The organism is Streptomyces sp. NPDC032472 (assembly GCF_040636955.1).
GTDB lineage: Bacteria > Actinomycetota > Actinomycetes > Streptomycetales > Streptomycetaceae > Streptomyces.
The window spans coordinates 1-16,646 of record NZ_JBEZVK010000011.1 but is presented as its reverse complement, the minus strand read 5'-3'; the positions used below and the strand labels follow the sequence as shown (position 1 = coordinate 16,646).

The window sequence follows — 16,646 nt, the reverse complement described above, 5'->3', positions numbered from 1 at the left end:
TGACCGTGTAGCCGCATCCTTCACGCCCCACCGTACCGCCTCGCGCCGCGGCCGTGCGGGGAGCGATGTCGTGTTCACTCAGGGCTGCAAACATCAAATCCCCCCGTTCTGTTCCGTATCCTGCCCCCGCACATTCTCGCGGAGTTCGCTCAAGAGAAGTTCGAGCACTGTCCGTGCACTCTCCCTACGGATTTCCTCCCGGGAGCCGTTCAACCTCAGGTTGACGGTTTTCTCGCCCTGCGGACCCGCGACGGCGACGAAAACGGTGCCCACCGGCCGCCCGTCCTGCGGATCCGGACCGGCCACGCCGGTCGTCGCGATCCCCCACGAGGCCCCCAGCGCCCGCCGCACCCCGGTCGCCATCTCGGCGGCGACCTGCGGATTCACCGCCCCTTCGGCGGCCAGCAGCCCTGCGTCCACTCCGAGGAGCCGGTGCTTGAGCTCGGTCGCGTACGCCGTGACCGATCCGCGGAACGACCGGGACGCACCGGGTACGGCCGTCAGCTCGGCGGCGACCATTCCACCCGTCAGCGACTCCGCCACAGCGAGCGTCTGGTCACTCTCCGCGAGCAGGTGCAGCGCCTGCGCCGCGATCGCGGCGGCCGGCCCGCTCCCCGCGGCCGGCTCCGCGGCTCCGCGGGCCGCCCCTTCGGCCCCTGCGGATTCCCCCACCGCGTATGTCACCTCTCGGCCAGCTCGGCGGCCAGGCCCCTGCGCCGCAGCAGCACGGCCTGGCGGATGTAGTCCAAACCGGTGACCACGGTCAGCACGACGGCGACGGCCATCACCCAGAACCGCAGGGTCGCGAGCGGCCCGGTGAGCGCCAGCACGTACATGCCGACCGCCGTGCCCTGGGCGAGGGTCTTCATCTTGCCGCCGCGGCTGGCGGGGATCACCCCGTAGCGGATCACCCAGAACCGCATGAGCGTGATCCCGAGCTCCCGCCCGAGGATCACGCCGGTCACCCACCAGGGCAGGTCGCCCAGCCAGGAGAGACACACCAAAGCCGACCCCATGATCGCCTTGTCGGCGATGGGGTCGGCGATCTTCCCGAAGTCCGTGACCAGGTTGTACGTACGGGCCAGGTGCCCGTCGAAGATGTCCGTGATCATGGCGACGGCGAACGCGGCCCAGGCCAGCGCCCGCCACACCGGGTCGTACCCGCCGTCGGCGAGGAGCAGCAGGACGAATCCCGGCACCAGGACGAGCCGGATCATCGTCAGGATGTTGGCGATGTTCCACAGGCTGGCCTGATCGACCGCCGCGGCCCCCAGCTTCGCGCCGGGGACGGGCCGGCGGCCGGTCCCGCCCGCCGCGGATGCCGGGACTCCTGTCATCCGGCCGCCTCCTCGAGGTCCAGGGGCTCGGCCACCAGGTCCACGCCGAGGGTGCCGACGACCTTCGCCGTCACCATGCGGCCGGGCACCAGACCGGTGCTGTCGGTGAAGACGACCTGGCCGTCGGTCTCCGGGGCCTGGTGCGCCGCGCGCCCGTAGGCACCGACTTCGTCCTCGTCGGCCCCGTCGATCGTCTCCACGGACTCGACGAGCACCTCCAGGGTCTCCCCGATCCGCTCCTCCGCGCGCTGCGAGGTGAGCTCCTCGGCGAGGCGCTGCATGTGGGCGAGCCGCTCGGCGATCGTGTCCTCGTCGAGCTTGTGGTCGTACGTGACGGCCTCGGTGCCCTCCTCGTCGGAGTAGCCGAAGACGCCGATGGCGTCGAGGCGGGCGTGCGTGAGGAAGCGCTCCAGCTCGGCGAAGTCGGCTTCCGTCTCGCCGGGGAAGCCGACGATGAAGTTGGAGCGGACGCCGGCCTGCGGGGCCTTGGAGCGGATGGTGTCCAGCAGCTCCAGGAAGCGGTCGGTGTCGCCGAAGCGGCGCATGGCGCGCAGCACGTCGGGGGCCGAGTGCTGGAAGGACAGGTCGAAGTACGGAACGACCTTGGGGGTCGAGGTCAGGACGTCGATCAGGCCGGGGCGCATCTCGGCGGGCTGCAGGTAGCTGACGCGGACGCGCTCGATGCCGTCCACCTCGGCCAGCTCGGGCAGCAGGGTCTCCAGCAGGCGGATGTCGCCGAGGTCCTTGCCGTACGAGGTGTTGTTCTCGGAGACCAGCATGATCTCCTTGACGCCCTGCTCGGCGAGCCAGCGCGTCTCGCCCAGCACGTCGGAGGGACGGCGGGAGATGAAGGACCCGCGGAAGGACGGGATGGCGCAGAAGGAGCAGCGGCGGTCGCAGCCGGAGGCCAGCTTGACCGAGGCGACCGGGCTGGTGTCCAGGCGGCGGCGCAGCGGGGCCCGCGGCCCGGAGGCGGGCGCGAGGCCGTCGGGCAGGTCGGCGGGGGCCGGGGCGGGCTCCTGGGCGTGGCCGGGGAGGGCCACCTCGGTGGCGTCCTGGCGGGCGGCGGGGCTGATCGGGAGCAGCTTGCGGCGGTCGCGCGGGGTGTGCGCCTCGACGCTGCCGCCGCTGAGGATCACCTGCAGGCGGTTGGAGATGTCGGCGTAGTCGTCGAAGCCGAGCACGCCGTCGGCCTCGGGGAGGGCCTCGGCGAGCTCCTTGCCGTAGCGCTCGGCCATGCAGCCGACGGCGACGACGGCCTGGGTGCGGCCGTGATCCTTGAGATCGTTGGCCTCCAGCAGGGCGTCTACGGAGTCCTTCTTGGCGGCTTCGACGAAGCCACAGGTGTTGACGACGGCTACGTCCGCGTCGGCGGCGTCCTCGACGAGCTCCCAGCCATCCGCCGCCAAGCGGCCTGCGAGCTCCTCCGAGTCCACCTCGTTACGGGCGCAGCCAAGAGTGACAAGGGCGACGGTACGGCGTTCGGGCATGGACTCAAGACTACTTTGTCCAAACGCCGACCCCCGCCCCAAGTCCCGGTAAACCAAGATCCCCGGAGTGCAATGCGGCACCCCGAGGATCCGGAATTTGGGATTCTGCGCTGCTCAGCCTGCCTGGGCCTGCCCCGGACGCGGGTCGTCCTTGGTGTATGTGAGGCGTTCCACCTGGCCCGGCTCGAATTCGTCCTTGATCTCCTTGCCGTTCACGAAAAGCTTGACCACTCCGGCGTCGCCGAGGACGAGGTCGATCGATTCCTTGTCCGTGAAGGTCTTGGACTCGCCCGCGTTCAGCGTCCCGTCGTAGAGCAGCCGGCCGCTGTGGTCCTTCGCGGAGATCCAGCTCTCGCCGTCGGTGGCCGTCAGGACGACCGTGACGATGTCCTTGGGCGCGGCGGCGATGGCGCTGTCGGAGGGCTCCGGCTTGGGCGCCGCCGGGCTCTGCCGGGGCTGGGGCTGCGCGGCCGGCTTGCCGGCGGACTGCTTGGGGGCCTGCGGGGAGGCGGAACCTTCCGCCACCGGCCGCTTGGCCTTCCCGTCGCCGCCGCTGAAGGCGGTGAAGCCCACGAAGCCGATCACGGCGACGATGGCGGCGACCATGGCGGCGGTCCAGTTCGGCCGCTGCCGCTCGGGACGGATCCGTTCCGCGTCGAACATCGGAGCGGCGGGAGTGGGGGTCGGCCGCCCGCCGTGGGCCGCGTCGTAGGCCTCGACCAGGGGTACCGGGTCGAGGCGGACGGCACGCGCCAGCGTACGGATGTGCCCGCGGGCGTAGACGTCGCCGCCGCACCGCGTGAAATCGTCAGCTTCGATGGCGTGCACGATCGGGATGCGCACGCGCGTGGTGGAACTGACCTCGTCGACGGTGAGCCCGGCGGCGATCCGGGCCTTCCTCAGGGCCGCCCCGATGGACGGCTCGTCGGAAGAACGTTCGATGATGCGGTCCTCGGACCGGTCGTCGGTCGAAGGACGCTCATCTTCGGGGGAGTTGGAGTTGCCGATGGACACGAGGGCGCCTTTCGAGCGTGTAGCCACCTGCTGGACGTCCAGTCTAGGGCGGTGACGAAAGGGTGGAGCAACCGGAGGGGTGTCGTCCGTACGCCATCCGAATGGTCTGTGCGGACGCGGGAGGTGCGGCGGCGGCTCCGCCTGCGGCGCGCCGCCGGACGGGGGTTCCACCACCTCCCTCAACTGGACGCACACCCCAGGGAAACGGTTGCCCGCCGTTCCTTCACGAGTTGGTCTCGCCCCGGATGACGGCGAGGACGCCGTCCAGCTCGTCGGCCTTGACCAGGACGTCGCGCGCCTTCGAACCCTCGCTCGGTCCGACGATCCCCCGCGACTCCATGAGGTCCATGAGCCGGCCGGCCTTGGCGAAGCCCACCCGCAGCTTGCGCTGCAGCATCGAGGTCGACCCGAACTGGGTGGAGACCACGAGCTCGGCCGCCTGGCACAGCAGGTCCAGGTCGTCGCCGATCTCCTCGTCGATCTCCTTCTTCTGCTTCTGCCCCACCGTGACGTCGTCGCGGAAGACGGGCGCCATCTGGTCCTTGCAGTGCTGGACGACCTTGGCGACCTCCTCCTCGGTGACGAAGGCGCCCTGGAGGCGGACCGGCTTGTTGGCCCCCATCGGCAGGAACAGGCCGTCGCCCTTGCCGATGAGCTTCTCGGCGCCCGGCTGGTCGAGGATGACCCGGCTGTCGGCGAGCGAGGAGGTGGCGAACGCGAGCCGGGAGGGCACGTTCGCCTTGATCAGGCCGGTGACCACGTCCACCGAGGGCCGCTGCGTGGCGAGCACCAGGTGGATGCCGGCCGCGCGGGCCAGCTGGGTGATGCGGACGATGGAGTCCTCCACGTCGCGCGGGGCGACCATCATCAGGTCGGCGAGCTCGTCGACGATCACCAGCAGGTACGGGTACGGGCTGAGCTCCCGCTCGCTGCCGGGCGGCAGCTTGATCTTGCCGTCCCGGATCGCCTGGTTGAAGTCGTCGATGTGCCGGTAGCCGAAGGCCGCCAGGTCGTCGTAGCGCAGGTCCATCTCGCGCACGACCCACTGCAGGGCCTCGGCGGCCCGCTTGGGGTTGGTGATGATCGGCGTGATCAGGTGCGGAATGCCCTCGTACGCCGTCAGCTCCACGCGCTTGGGGTCCACGAGCACCATCCGGACGTCCTCCGGGGTGGCCCGCACCATGATCGAGGTGATCAGGCAGTTGATGCAGGAGGACTTGCCGGAGCCGGTGGCGCCGGCGACCAGCACGTGCGGCATCTTCGCGAGGTTGGCCATGACGTAGCCGCCCTCGACGTCCTTGCCCAGCGCGACCAGCATCGGGTGGTCGTCCTCGGCCGCGTCCGCCAGGCGCAGCACGTCACCCAGGTTGACCATCTCGCGGTCGGTGTTCGGGATCTCGATGCCGACCGCCGACTTGCCCGGGATCGGGCTGATGATCCGCACGTCCGGGGAGGCGACCGCGTACGCGATGTTCTTGGCCAGCGCCGTGATCTTCTCGACCTTCACGGCCGGGCCGAGCTCCACCTCGTACCGGGTGACCGTCGGGCCCCGGGTGAAGCCGGTGACGGCCGCGTCCACCTTGAACTCGGCGAAGACGTTGGTGAGCGAGGCGACCACGGAGTCGTTGGCGGCGCTTCGGGTCTTGCCCGGACCGCCGCGCTCGAGCAGGTCGAGCGAGGGCAGCGCGTACGTGATGTCCCCGCGCAGCTGGAGCTGCTCGGCGCGGGGCGGCAGCGGCTGGGGCTCCGGCGGCGCCTTGGTCAGGTCCGGGACGGCCGGCGTGCCGGAGGCCGCGGCGGTGGCTCCGTGCGGCGCCTCGGCCGCGGCTGCGGCGGGCGCGGCAGCCGGGGCGGCGGGCGCGGCAGGGGTGGCAGTGGTCCGGGGCTGCTCGGCGCGGGCGGGCGGCACCGGGGCGGTGGTCTCGGTGCCCTCGCTCCGGGTGGAGATCCCCTGGGTGAGGTCGGCGACCAGCGGCGAGGGCGGCAGCCCGCCCAGCACGGCGCCGTCCAGCGCCGCGGCGGCCGCCGCGGCCACGTCGACGGCGTCCATCTCCCGCTCGCCGGCCGGCCGGGCCGCGGAGCGCCGCGGCCGGCGCCGGCGGGCGAGGGCCTCCTCCTCGGCGGCGCCGGCGGGATCGGCCCCGTGGGCGCCCGCACCGCGGGCGCGCCACTGCTCGGGGTCGTGCCGGCCGGGCCGGCCGACGGGGCCCTCGCCGTGCTCCCCGTACTCCTCGTCTTCTGCGGGCTGCCCGTCGTACTGGTTCGGTTCGACGATCCCGAGCCGGATGCCGAGCCGCCGCAGCCGCTGCGGGATCGCGTTGACCGGCGTCGCGGTGACCACGAGCAGCCCGAACACCGTCAGCAGCACCAGCATCGGCACGGCCAGCGGCGCACCCATGGTGAAGATCAGCGGCTTGGAGGCGGCCCAGCCGACCAGCCCGCCCGCGTTCTGCATCGCGGTGGTGCCCTCGTCCCGGCCGGGCGCCCCGCAGGCGATGTGCACGAGGCCGAGCACCCCGATGACCAGCGCCGACAGGCCGATGCCGATCCGCCCGTTGGCGTCGGGCTGGTCGGGATGGCGGATGAAGCGCACCGCCATCACGCCGAGGATGATCGGGACGAGCAGGTCCAGCCGCCCGAAGGCACCGGTGACCAGCATGGTGACCAGGTCCCCGACGGGCCCGCTCAGGTTCGACCAGGTGCCCGCGGCCACGATCAGCGCGAGGGCGAGCAGCAGCAGTGCGACGCCGTCCTTGCGGTGGGCCGGGTCCAGGTTCCTGGCGCCCTGGCCGATCCCGCGGAAGACGGCGCCGACCGCGTGGGCGCAGCCGAGCCACAGGGCGCGCAGCAGCCGCAGCACGCCGCCGGTCGGGGAGGGCGCGGGCTTGGGCGGCGCCTTCTTGACGGGGGCGCGCTTGGCGGGCGCCGCCTTCTTGGCGGCGGGCCCGCGCGCTGGAGCCGCCTTCTTCGCGGGCGCCGTCGTACGGCCGGTGCGGCCCTTCGCGGTGCCCGCGGTGTTCGGGGAACCCTTGCCGGACGTACGTGAGGCCATGGGGCCGAGGTTACCGGTGTGCGCGGCGGTGGACACGCGTGCCCACCCCTTCACCCGTTCGTGTCGCCCGCGGTGTCGGCGCTTTGACGGACCGCCAGACCCGACGGCGTACCGGGCCGGACCCGACGGCCGACCGGCCGGACCTCACGATCGCCCGGCCGGGTCCCGGACGCAGGCCCGCCCGCCCGGGCCCAGCCCCCGCGCGGACGCGGTCAGTTCTGCGCGGGCAGCACCGGCGCCGGCCCGCCGGCCCCGGGCTCAAGGGCGTCGAGGGCGCGGCGCAGTCCGGTCAGCTTGCGCTCCAGGTGGGCCGCGGTCGCCACGACCGCCGGATCGGCGGCCTCCTCGCCGAGTTGCTTGGTCAGCGCCTCGGCCTGCTCCTCGACCGCCGCGAGCCGTGCCGAGAGCTCGGCGAGCAGCCCGGCCGTCTCCCTGGCCCCGTCGGCGCCGGCCGTGCTGCCCTCCAGCTGGAGCCGCAGCAGCGCGGCCTGCTCCCGCAGTTGGCAGTTCTTGGTGTACAGCTCGACGAACACCGAGACCTTCGCCCGCAGCACCCACGGGTCGAAGGGCTTGGAGATGTAGTCCACCGCGCCCGCCGCGTACCCGCGGAAGGTGTGGTGGGGACCGTGGTTGATCGCGGTGAGGAAGATGATCGGGATGTCCCGGGTCCGCTCGCGCCGCTTGATGTGCGCGGCGGTCTCGAACCCGTCCATGCCCGGCATCTGCACGTCCAGCAGGATGACCGCGAAATCGTCCGTCAGCAGCGCCTTGAGCGCTTCCTCCCCCGACGACGCCCGGACCAGTGTCTGATCGAGCGCGGAGAGGATGGCCTCCAGCGCCAGCAGATTCTCCGGCCGGTCGTCGACCAGGAGGATCTTGGCCTTCTGCACCATGCCCTGTCCTCCTCGCCCCGGCATGGGGCCTCCCCGGCTCCTGGCGCCGGCCCGTGGGCCGGGCCCCGCCCCAGGGGACGGCATCCTTGCGCCGTCCGTCCTTGTGCCGGTCATCGTAGCCCCAGTCCCGAGATCGCCACACCCTGTCACCAAGATGTCACTGTGCACGAAGCAGAAACGGTGTGGGGGAGCAGAAGGTTCCCCGTCCTGTGCCCTCCCACACCCGTTTCGCCACAGTCAGTCAGCAATTGGTACCGCAGCGCTCACGCGTCGATCACTTCTCGCGCATCCACTGCTCCATCACCGACAGGAGGTAGTCCGGGTCAACCGGCTTGGTCACATAGTCGGAAGCCCCGGAGTCGATCGCCTTCTCCTTGTCCCCCTTCATCGCCTTCGCCGTCAGCGCGATGATCGGCAGCCCCGCGAACTGCGGCATCCGCCGGATCGCCGCGGTCGTGGCGTAGCCGTCCATCTCCGGCATCATGATGTCCATCAGCACGACCGTGACGTCGTCGTGCTGCTCCAGGACCTCGATGCCCTCCCGACCGTTCTCCGCATACAGCACCGCCAGCCCGTGCTGCTCCAGCACGCTCGTCAGCGCGAACACGTTGCGCACGTCGTCGTCGACGATCAGCACCTTCTCACCGCGGAAGTCGTACGTCCGCGGCGCGGCCGGAAGCTCCTCCTCCGGGCCGAGCCACCCGTCCTCGGCGCCCACCGCGTTCGGCTGCCCCGGCACCGCCGTGCGCGGCTCCAGGTCGCTCAGCGCCTTGCGGCGCCGCCGGAACAGCGCCGCCCCGCCCTGCCCCTGCACGGGCTGCCCGTCCAAGGACTGCACGGGCTGGCGCACCGGCTGCGGCTGCACCGGAGCCAGGGAGACCGGCCCCACCGGCGCCGGCGGCAGCGACGGGAGCGCCGGGCGCGACCCGTCCACGTGCCGGACCTGCCGGCGGTTCCCCTCGGCCCGGCCGCCGCCGGGCGTGGGCGGCGCGTACCCCTGCGGCGGCAGCTCGCTGGGGTGCAGCGGCAGATACAGCGTGAAGGTGGACCCGCGGCCGGGCTCGCTCGCGGCGTGGATCTCCCCGCCCAGCAGCCGGGCGATCTCCCGGCTGATCGACAGCCCCAACCCCGTGCCGCCGTACTTGCGGCTCGTGGTCCCGTCCGCCTGCTTGAACGCCTCGAAGATCACCAGCATCTTGCTCGCCGCGATCCCGATCCCGGTGTCCGTCACCGAGAAGGCGATCAGGTCCGCATCCGCCTCCCGCAGCGAGCCCGCCTCCAGCAGCTGCTCGCGGATCGCGGCCGGCACATCGGCGCCCGCCGGCCGGATCACCAGCTCCACCGCACCGGTGTCGGTGAACTTCACCGCGTTCGAGAGCAGGTTCCGCAGCACCTGCAGCAGCCGCTGCTCGTCGGTGTGCAGCGTCGCCGGCAGCTCCGGGGAGACCCGTACCGAGAAGTCCAGGCCCTTCTCCGCGGTCAGCGGCCGGAAGGTGGCCTCCACGTAGTCCACGAGCTGGACGAGCGCGATCCGCGTCGGGGAGACGTCCATCTTCCCCGCCTCCACCTTCGACAGGTCGAGGATGTCGTTGATCAGCTGGAGCAGGTCCGAGCCCGCCCCGTGGATCGTCTCGGCGAACTCCACCTGCTTCGGCGAGAGGTTCCCCTCCGCGTTGTCCGCCAGCAGCTTCGCCAGGATCAGCAGCGAGTTCAGGGGCGTGCGCAGCTCGTGCGACATGTTCGCCAGGAACTCGGACTTGTAGCGCATCGAGACCGCCAGCTGCTCGGCCCGCTCCTCCAGGACCTGCCGGGCCTCCTCGATCTCGGTGTTCTTCACCTCGATGTCCCGGTTCTGCTGGGCCAGCAGCTCCGCCTTCTCCTCCAGCTCCGCGTTGGCCGCCTGGAGCGCCTTCTGCCGGTTCTCCAGCTCGTCGGAGCGCTCGCGCAGCTGCTCGGTCATCTCCTGCGACTGCTTGAGGAGCATCTCCGTCTTGGAGTTGACGCTGATGGTGTTGACGCTCGTACCGATCATCTCGGCGATCTGGCTGAGGAAGTCCTTCTGGATCTGCGTGAACGGCTGGAACGACGCCAGCTCGATCACACCGAGCACCTTGCCCTCGAACAGCACCGGCAGCACGATCACGTGCGCCGGCGGCGCCTCGCCGAGCCCCGAGGAGATCTTCAGGTAGCCCGGCGGGGTGTTCTCGACCAGGACCGTCCGCTTCTCCTCCGCGACCGTCCCGATCAGCCCCTCCCCCGGCCGGAAGGCCGTGGGCACCTGGCCGCCCGCGTACGCGTAACTCCCGCGCATCCGCAGCTCGTACGCACCGTCCGGACCGCCCTCGGTCCCGATCTCCGTGGTCCCGCCGGACGGCATCGCCAGGAAGAACGCACCGTGCTGCGCCGAGACCACCGGCGTCAGCTCGCTCATGATGAGGGAGGCCACGTCGTCCAGGTCCCGGCGGCCCTGCATCAGCGCCGAGATCCGGGCGAGGTTGCCCTTGAGCCAGTCCTGCTCCTTGTTGGCCAGGGTGGTGTCGCGCAGGTTCGCGATCATCGTGTTGATGTTGTCCTGCAGGACCTGGATCTCGCCCGCCGCGTCCACGTCGATCTTCAGGTTCAGATCGCCCCGGGTCACGGCCGTGGCCACCGCGGCGATCGCGCGGACCTGCCGGGTCAGGTTCCCGGCCATCTCGTTCACCGACTCCGTGAGGTCGCGCCAGGTGCCGTCGACGTCGCGCACCCGGGCCTGGCCACCGAGGATGCCCTCGGTGCCCACCTCGCGGGCCACCCGCGTCACCTGGTCGGCGAACGACGACAGCTGGTCCACCATCGTGTTGATCGTGGTCTTCAGCTCCAGGATCTCGCCGCGCGCATCGATGTCGATCTTCTTGGTCATGTCGCCCTTGGCGATGGCGGTCGTGACCATGGCGATCTGCCGCACCTGACCGGTGAGGTTGGAGGCCATGAAGTTCACCGAGTCCGTGAGGTCCTTCCACGTACCCGACACGCCCGGAACGTGGGCCTGGCCGCCGAGGCGGCCCTCCGTGCCCACCTCGCGGGCCACGCGCGTGACCTCGTCCGCGAACGACGACAGCGTCTTGACCATCGTGTTGACCGTGTCCGCGAGCTGCGCGACCTCGCCGCGCGCCTCCACCGTCACCTTCTTGGTCAGATCGCCGTTGGCGACCGCAGCCGAGACCTGGGAGATGTTGCGCACCTGCGACGTCAGGTTGTTCGCCATCAGGTTGACGTTGTCGGTGAGGTCCTTCCAGATGCCCGTCACCCCGCGCACCCGGGCCTGGCCGCCGAGGATGCCCTCGGAGCCCACCTCGCGGGCCACCCGCGTCACCTGCTCCGCGAACGACGACAGTTGGTCCACCATCGTGTTGACGGTCGTGACCAGCTCAAGGATCTCGCCCTTGGCATCGACGGTGATCTTCTTGGACAGGTCGCCCGTCGCGACCGCCGTCGTCACCTCGGCGATGTTGCGCACCTGCGAGGTCAGGTTGTTCGCCATGAAGTTGACGGACTGCGTGAGGTCCTTCCAGGTGCCGGAGACACCCTTCACCTCCGCCTGGCCGCCGAGGATGCCCTCGGTGCCCACCTCGCGGGCCACCCGGGTCACCTGCTCGGCGAAGTTCGAGAGCTGGTCCACCATCGTGTTGATGGTGTTCTTCAGCTCCAGGATCTCCCCGCGCGCATCCACGTCGATCTTCTGCGACAGGTCACCGCGCGCCACGGCGGTCGCCACCTGCGCGATGTTGCGCACCTGCGAGGTCAGGTTCCCCGCCATGCCGTTCACCGAGTCGGTCAGGTCCCGCCACACGCCGGCCACGCCCGGCACCTGGGCCTGGCCACCGAGGCGGCCCTCGGTGCCCACGTCACGCGCCACCCTCGTCACCTGCTCGGCGAAGGCCGACAGCTGGTCCACCATCGTGTTGATGGTGTTCTTCAGCTCCAGGATCTCCCCGCGCGCATCCACGTCGATCTTCTGCGACAGGTCACCGCGCGCCACCGCCGTCGTCACCTGGGCGATCTGGCGCACCTGCGAGGTCAGGTTCCCGGCCATGAAGTTGACCGAGTCGGTGAGCTCCTTCCAGGTGCCCGAGACCCCCTCGACGCGGGCCTGACCGCCGAGGCGGCCCTCCGTACCCACGTCCCGGGCCATCCGCGTCACCTGGTCGGCGAACGACGACAGCTGGTCCACCATCGTGTTCACGGTGTTCTTCAGCTGGAGCATCTCGCCGGAGACGTCCACGGTGACCTTCTGCGACAGGTCGCCGTTCGCCACCGCCGTCGTCACCTGCGCGATGTTGCGGACCTGGCCGGTCAGGTTGCGGAAGGCGGTGTTCACCGAATCGGTGAGGTCCTTCCACGTCCCCGCCGCACCCGGCACCTGCGCCTGACCGCCCAGCTCGCCCTCGACGCCCACCTCACGGGCCACACGGGTCACTTCCGCACCGAAGGACTGGAGCTGGTCCACCATCGTGTTGACGGTGTTCTTCAACTCCAGCATCTCGCCGGCCACATCGACGGTGACCTTCTGCGACAGGTCGCCGTTCGCCACCGCCGTCGTCACCTGCGCGATGTCCCGCACCTGCGTGGTCAGGTTGCGGAAGACCGTGTTCACCGAATCGGTGAGGTCCTTCCACGTCCCCGCCGCACCCGGCACCTGCGCCTGACCGCCCAGCAGACCCTTGGCGCCGACCTCGCTGGCCACCCGCGTGACCTCGTCCGCGAAGGTCCGCAGCGTCTCCGTCATCTGGTTGATCGTCTCGGCCAGCTGCGCCACCTCGCCGCGCGCGCTGACCCGTACCTTCTGCGACAGGTCGCCGTTCGCGACGGCCGTCGTGACCTGCGCGATCCCGCGCACCTGCGCGGTCAGGTTCCCCGCCATGGTGTTGACGGAGTCGGTCAGGTCCTTCCACACACCCGCGACCCCGGGCACCTGCGCCTGGCCGCCGAGCTCCCCCTCCGTCCCCACCTCGCGGGCGACCCTCGTCACCTCGGAGGAGAAGGAGGACAGCTGGTCCACCATCGTGTTCACGGTGTTCTTCAGCTGGAGCATCTCGCCGGCCACGTGCACCGTGACCTTGCGCGACAGATCGCCCTTGGCCACCGCCGTCGTCACCAGCGCGATGTCACGCACCTGAGCGGTGAGCCGGTACGCCATCGTGTTGACGGAGTCGGTCAGGTCCTTCCACGAACCCGACATACCGCGCACCTGCGCCTGGCCGCCGAGCTTGCCCTCGGTGCCGACCTCCAGCGCCACCCGCGTCACCTCGTCGGTGAACGCGGACAGTTGGTCGACCAGGTTGTTGACCGTACGCCCGACCTTCAGGAACTCCCCGCGCAGCGGATGCCCGGCCCCGTCGTCCGTCAGCGTCCGCAGGTCCATCCGCTGGTCCAGATCGCCCTCGGCCACCGCCGACAGCACCCGGCCCACCTCGGACACCGGCCGGGCCAGATCGTCCACCAGCTGGTTCGAGGCGTCGATCGCGGCCGCCCAGGAGCCCTCACAAGCACCTGTTTCCAGCCGTTCGCTGAGCTTGCCCTCGCGGCCCACCATCCGCCGCACCCGGGACAGCTCGCCCGTCAGGTGCAGGTTGCGGTCGGCGACCTCGTTGTAGACGGCGGCGATCTCCGCCATCACCCCGTCGCCGGAGACCGTCAGCCGCTTGCGGAAGTTCCCGTCCCGCATCGACACCAGGGCCGTGAGCAGCCGGTTCAGGGCGGCGGTATCGACCTCCGTCGTGCCGTTCCGGCGGGGCCGCCCGCCTTTCGGGCGCGTTCCCGTACGCCGCACCGCTGCGCCAGACTCCACCGTGTCCCTCCCGAAAGGGTCGACCGCCGTTCCACCGGCACCCCGGCACGTCCACGTGCCGGGCAACCGGATCCTGCCCAGTGTTTCACCCCTGCGGAACCCGGCCATAACACTTCGGCACCATCGCACACCGGCCGCACCCTGCGGGTGGAATCCCCCACGACGGCCCCAAGCCGCCCGCGAAGGTAAGTAACCTGGCATCCGATGTCCCACCGCGTCGAAGGAGACTCGTGATCACGGCTCGGGCGGCTGCCAGCTTCGATCCCCAAGGGCGGTCGGTCGCCGCCGCCCGCGTCTTCGTCCGCGACACCCTCCAGGGTTGGGGCTTCGCGGACATCGTCGACGACGCCGTCGTACTCACCAGCGAGCTCGTCACCAACGCCGTGGTCCACGCCGGAACCCGCGCCGAGGTCCTGTGCCTGCGCACCGAGGACGGCGTCCGGGTCGAGATCGCCGACCGCTACCCCGAGCGCGAGCTCCCCCTGCGCCACCCCGGCGAGCGCCCGTACGCCGACCCCGACCGCGAGAGCGGCCGCGGCCTGATGCTCTGCGCCGCCCTCGCCACCCGCTGGGGCGTCGAGTACACCGCGACCCACAAGCACGTCTGGTTCCGCCTCGACCTCCCCGACCGGCCGGTCGGTACGCGCTCCGCCGGGCCCGTCGTACCCGACCGCCTGCTGCCCCTGGCCGACAGCCGCGTCCGCGTCGCCGTCATCCAGATCGACGCCGCCGACTGCATCTCCGCCTGGAACGAGGACGCCGAGCACATCTTCGGCTACCCCGCCGGCAAGGCCCTGGGCCGCCCCCTCGCCGAGCTGGCCGCCTGGCCGCAGACCCCCGGCACCGGCACCGGCATCGCCGAGGCCCTGCGCCTGTCCCGCTGGGAGGGCAGCTACGGCATCCGCGGCTCCGACGGCCGCGTCATCCCCGTGTACGCCTCCCACCTGCGCGTCCGCGACGCCCACGGCGAGCCGTCCATCGTCTGCCTCCTCGTCCACGACGACGAGCGCGCCCTGCTCCAGACCCCGGTCCGGGTCCCCACCTCCGACACCGTGCCCCTCACGGAGGCCCGCCCCGCCGACCCCTTCGAGGTCTTCATCGGCTCCCCCGCCCCCGACGACCTCGACGGCCTCCTGCAGCGCACCGTCGAACGCGCCCGCGACATGCTCGACGCCGACGCCGCCTTCCTCCTCCTCGCCACCGATGACGAAACGGAGCTGGAGGTCCGCGCCACGACCGGCCTGCCCTCCACCCGCCAGCGCTTCGCCCGCGTCCCCGTCGAGGCCGGCACCAACCGCTACGGCTCGGCCCGCATGCCCGCCGTGCACGAGGACCTCACCGCCGTCCCCGGAGCCGTCCCGCTGCTGGACGCCACCGGGATGCGCTCCGTCGTCACCGTCCCGCTGAAGGTCGAGGGCCGCCTCACCGGCTCCCTGGGCGTCGCCGCCGAGAACCCCGGCCGCTACTCCAACGCCGAGGCCCTGCGCCTGCAGTTCGCCGCCGACCGCATCGCCCTGGCCGTCGAGTCCGCGCGCCTGGGCGAGCTCGAGCGCCTGCGCCGCGGCTCGCTGTCCTTCCTCGTCGAGGCCTCCGACCTGCTGGCGGGCACCCTCGACCGGGACCAGACCCTGGCCCTCATGGCCCAGATGACCGTCCCCACCCTGGCCACTTGGTGCGCCGTATACACGATCGCCGACCAGTCCTCGGACCCGTACCTCTCCTACGTCCTGCACGAGGACGAGGAACGCATCGACGGCCTGAAGGCCCTCCTGTCCCGCGTCAGCCCGCCCGAACCGGTGCGTGAGGCCGGCGCCCGCCCCTGGCACACGGCGGCCACGGCCGTCGGCGGCGAGACGGTCGTCCTGCCGCTGCTCGCCCGCAACCGCGTGATCGGCATGCTCACCCTGGGCAAGCCCTCCGAGGAACACTTCCGCCAGGAGATCCTCGAACTCGCCGAGGACCTCTCCCGCCGCGCCGCACTCGCCCTCGACAACGCCCGCCTGTACTCGGAGCGCACCGCCATCAGCCGCTCCCTGCAGCGGAGCCTCCTCCCGCCCGGCTACCCCGCGATCCCCGGCATGGAAGTCGAGGTCATCTACCGGGCGGCCGGCGAGGGCAACGAGGTCGGCGGCGACTTCTACGACGTCTTCCCGATCCGCGACGGCGCGTACGGCTTCGCCATCGGCGACGTGTGCGGTACCGGCCCGGAGGCCGCCGCCGTCACGGGCCTGGCCCGGCACGCCCTGCGACTGCTCGCCCGAGAAGGCCTCGGCGGCCCCGCCGTCCTCGAACGGCTCAACACGGCGATCCTGGACGAGGGCGCCCGCAGCCGCTTCCTGACCCTCCTGTACGGCGAACTGCACCCCCAGCCGGACGGCGGCGCCCTGATGAAGGTCGTCTGCGCCGGCCACCCCCTGCCTCTGCGCCTGCGTCCGGACGGCCGTGTCGTCCCGGCCGCGGATCCGCAACCCCTGCTGGGTGTGCTGGACGACCTTGAGCTGTACGAGCAGACCCTCACCCTCGATCCGGGCGACGTCCTGCTGTGCGTCACGGACGGCGTGACGGAACGCCGCGAGGGCACCCGCATGCTGGGCGACGACGGCCTGACGGAGGTCCTCACCACCTGTACGGGCCTGACGGCCGGCGCGGTCGCCGCCCGGGTCCTGCGCGCGGTGGAACGCTTCGCGGCCGAGCCGGCCTCGGACGACATGGCCATCCTGGCCTTCCGCGTCCCGCACCAGCGCACAGGCCACTGACGTCGTGGGGGCCGCCCGGCGGCCCCCACCCCAGCCGGTACGGAACCGGAATCAAAAAGGGCAACAAAAAAGGCCCCCGCCATGTGGCGGGGGCCTTTTTCTTTGGAGCCCTTTAACGGAATCGAACCGTTGACCTTCTCCTTACCATGGAGACGCTCTACCGACTGAGCTAAAAGGGCGGGTTGTTCGGCGGCGTCCTACTCTCCCACAGGGTCCCCCCTGCAGTACCATCGGCGCTGAAAGGCTTAGCTTCCGGGTTCGGAATGTAACCGGGCGT

The 16,646-nt window shown here is 71.3% G+C and carries 8 protein-coding genes, 1 tRNA gene and 1 rRNA gene; 1 reads left to right on the top strand and 9 read right to left on the bottom strand.

Annotated features, from left to right (window positions below; translation table 11 throughout):
* Positions 1 to 93 precede the first annotated feature (93 nt).
* The 7 genes from AB0F11_RS09215 to AB0F11_RS09185 form a co-directional block, all read right to left on the bottom strand.
* On the bottom strand, positions 94 to 594 hold the full coding sequence (locus AB0F11_RS09215) for a CinA family protein (protein ID WP_362170194.1): 501 nt from the start codon (positions 592 to 594) through the stop codon (positions 94 to 96).
* Between the two features lie 86 nt (positions 595 to 680).
* Positions 681 to 1,337 (bottom strand): CDP-diacylglycerol--glycerol-3-phosphate 3-phosphatidyltransferase, encoded by a 657-nt coding sequence (gene pgsA, locus AB0F11_RS09210; RefSeq protein WP_362170001.1) that lies wholly within the window; start codon positions 1,335 to 1,337, stop codon positions 681 to 683.
* The gene (gene rimO, locus AB0F11_RS09205) at positions 1,334 to 2,827 is read right to left on the bottom strand and encodes a 30S ribosomal protein S12 methylthiotransferase RimO (protein WP_362169999.1); all 1,494 of its coding nucleotides are present in this window, start codon (positions 2,825 to 2,827) and stop codon (positions 1,334 to 1,336) included. The genes pgsA and rimO overlap by 4 nt, the downstream gene beginning before the upstream one ends.
* 114 nt (positions 2,828 to 2,941) lie before the next feature.
* Positions 2,942 to 3,841: a RodZ domain-containing protein gene (locus AB0F11_RS09200; protein WP_362169997.1), complete on the bottom strand. Its 900-nt coding sequence runs from the start codon at positions 3,839 to 3,841 to the stop codon at positions 2,942 to 2,944.
* Positions 3,842 to 4,064: 223 nt separating this feature from the next.
* Positions 4,065 to 6,893 (bottom strand): DNA translocase FtsK, encoded by a 2,829-nt coding sequence (locus tag AB0F11_RS09195; RefSeq protein ID WP_362169995.1) that lies wholly within the window; start codon positions 6,891 to 6,893, stop codon positions 4,065 to 4,067.
* 212 nt (positions 6,894 to 7,105) lie between these two features.
* Positions 7,106 to 7,786: a response regulator gene (locus AB0F11_RS09190; protein WP_362169993.1), complete on the bottom strand. Its 681-nt coding sequence runs from the start codon at positions 7,784 to 7,786 to the stop codon at positions 7,106 to 7,108.
* Positions 7,787 to 8,060: 274 nt separating this feature from the next.
* Positions 8,061 to 13,613 carry a HAMP domain-containing protein gene (locus AB0F11_RS09185; RefSeq protein WP_362169991.1) on the bottom strand — a complete coding sequence of 1,851 codons (5,553 nt, stop codon included), beginning with the start codon at positions 13,611 to 13,613 and terminating at the stop codon, positions 8,061 to 8,063.
* 230 nt (positions 13,614 to 13,843) lie between these two features.
* Here AB0F11_RS09185 and AB0F11_RS09180 point away from each other — a divergent pair, with 230 nt between their 5' ends.
* Positions 13,844 to 16,369 carry a SpoIIE family protein phosphatase gene (locus tag AB0F11_RS09180; RefSeq protein ID WP_362169989.1) on the top strand — a complete coding sequence of 842 codons (2,526 nt, stop codon included), beginning with the start codon at positions 13,844 to 13,846 and terminating at the stop codon, positions 16,367 to 16,369.
* Between the two features lie 103 nt (positions 16,370 to 16,472).
* Here AB0F11_RS09180 and AB0F11_RS09175 read toward each other — a convergent pair.
* Both AB0F11_RS09175 and rrf read right to left on the bottom strand, forming a co-directional pair.
* Positions 16,473 to 16,548: transfer RNA gene (locus AB0F11_RS09175), tRNA-Thr, on the bottom strand.
* Positions 16,549 to 16,553: 5 nt separating this feature from the next.
* Positions 16,554 to 16,646: ribosomal RNA gene (gene rrf / locus AB0F11_RS09170) — 5S ribosomal RNA — on the bottom strand; the annotation flags it as partial.

Coding starts and splice junctions, on each gene's coding strand:
- rimO (WP_362169999.1), bottom strand. CDS start 2,827: ATGCCCGAACGCCGTACCGTCGCCCTTGTCACTCTTGGCTGCGCCCGT.
- AB0F11_RS09190 (WP_362169993.1), bottom strand. CDS start 7,786: ATGGTGCAGAAGGCCAAGATCCTCCTGGTCGACGACCGGCCGGAGAAT.
- AB0F11_RS09195 (WP_362169995.1), bottom strand. CDS start 6,893: ATGGCCTCACGTACGTCCGGCAAGGGTTCCCCGAACACCGCGGGCACC.
- pgsA (WP_362170001.1), bottom strand. CDS start 1,337: ATGACAGGAGTCCCGGCATCCGCGGCGGGCGGGACCGGCCGCCGGCCC.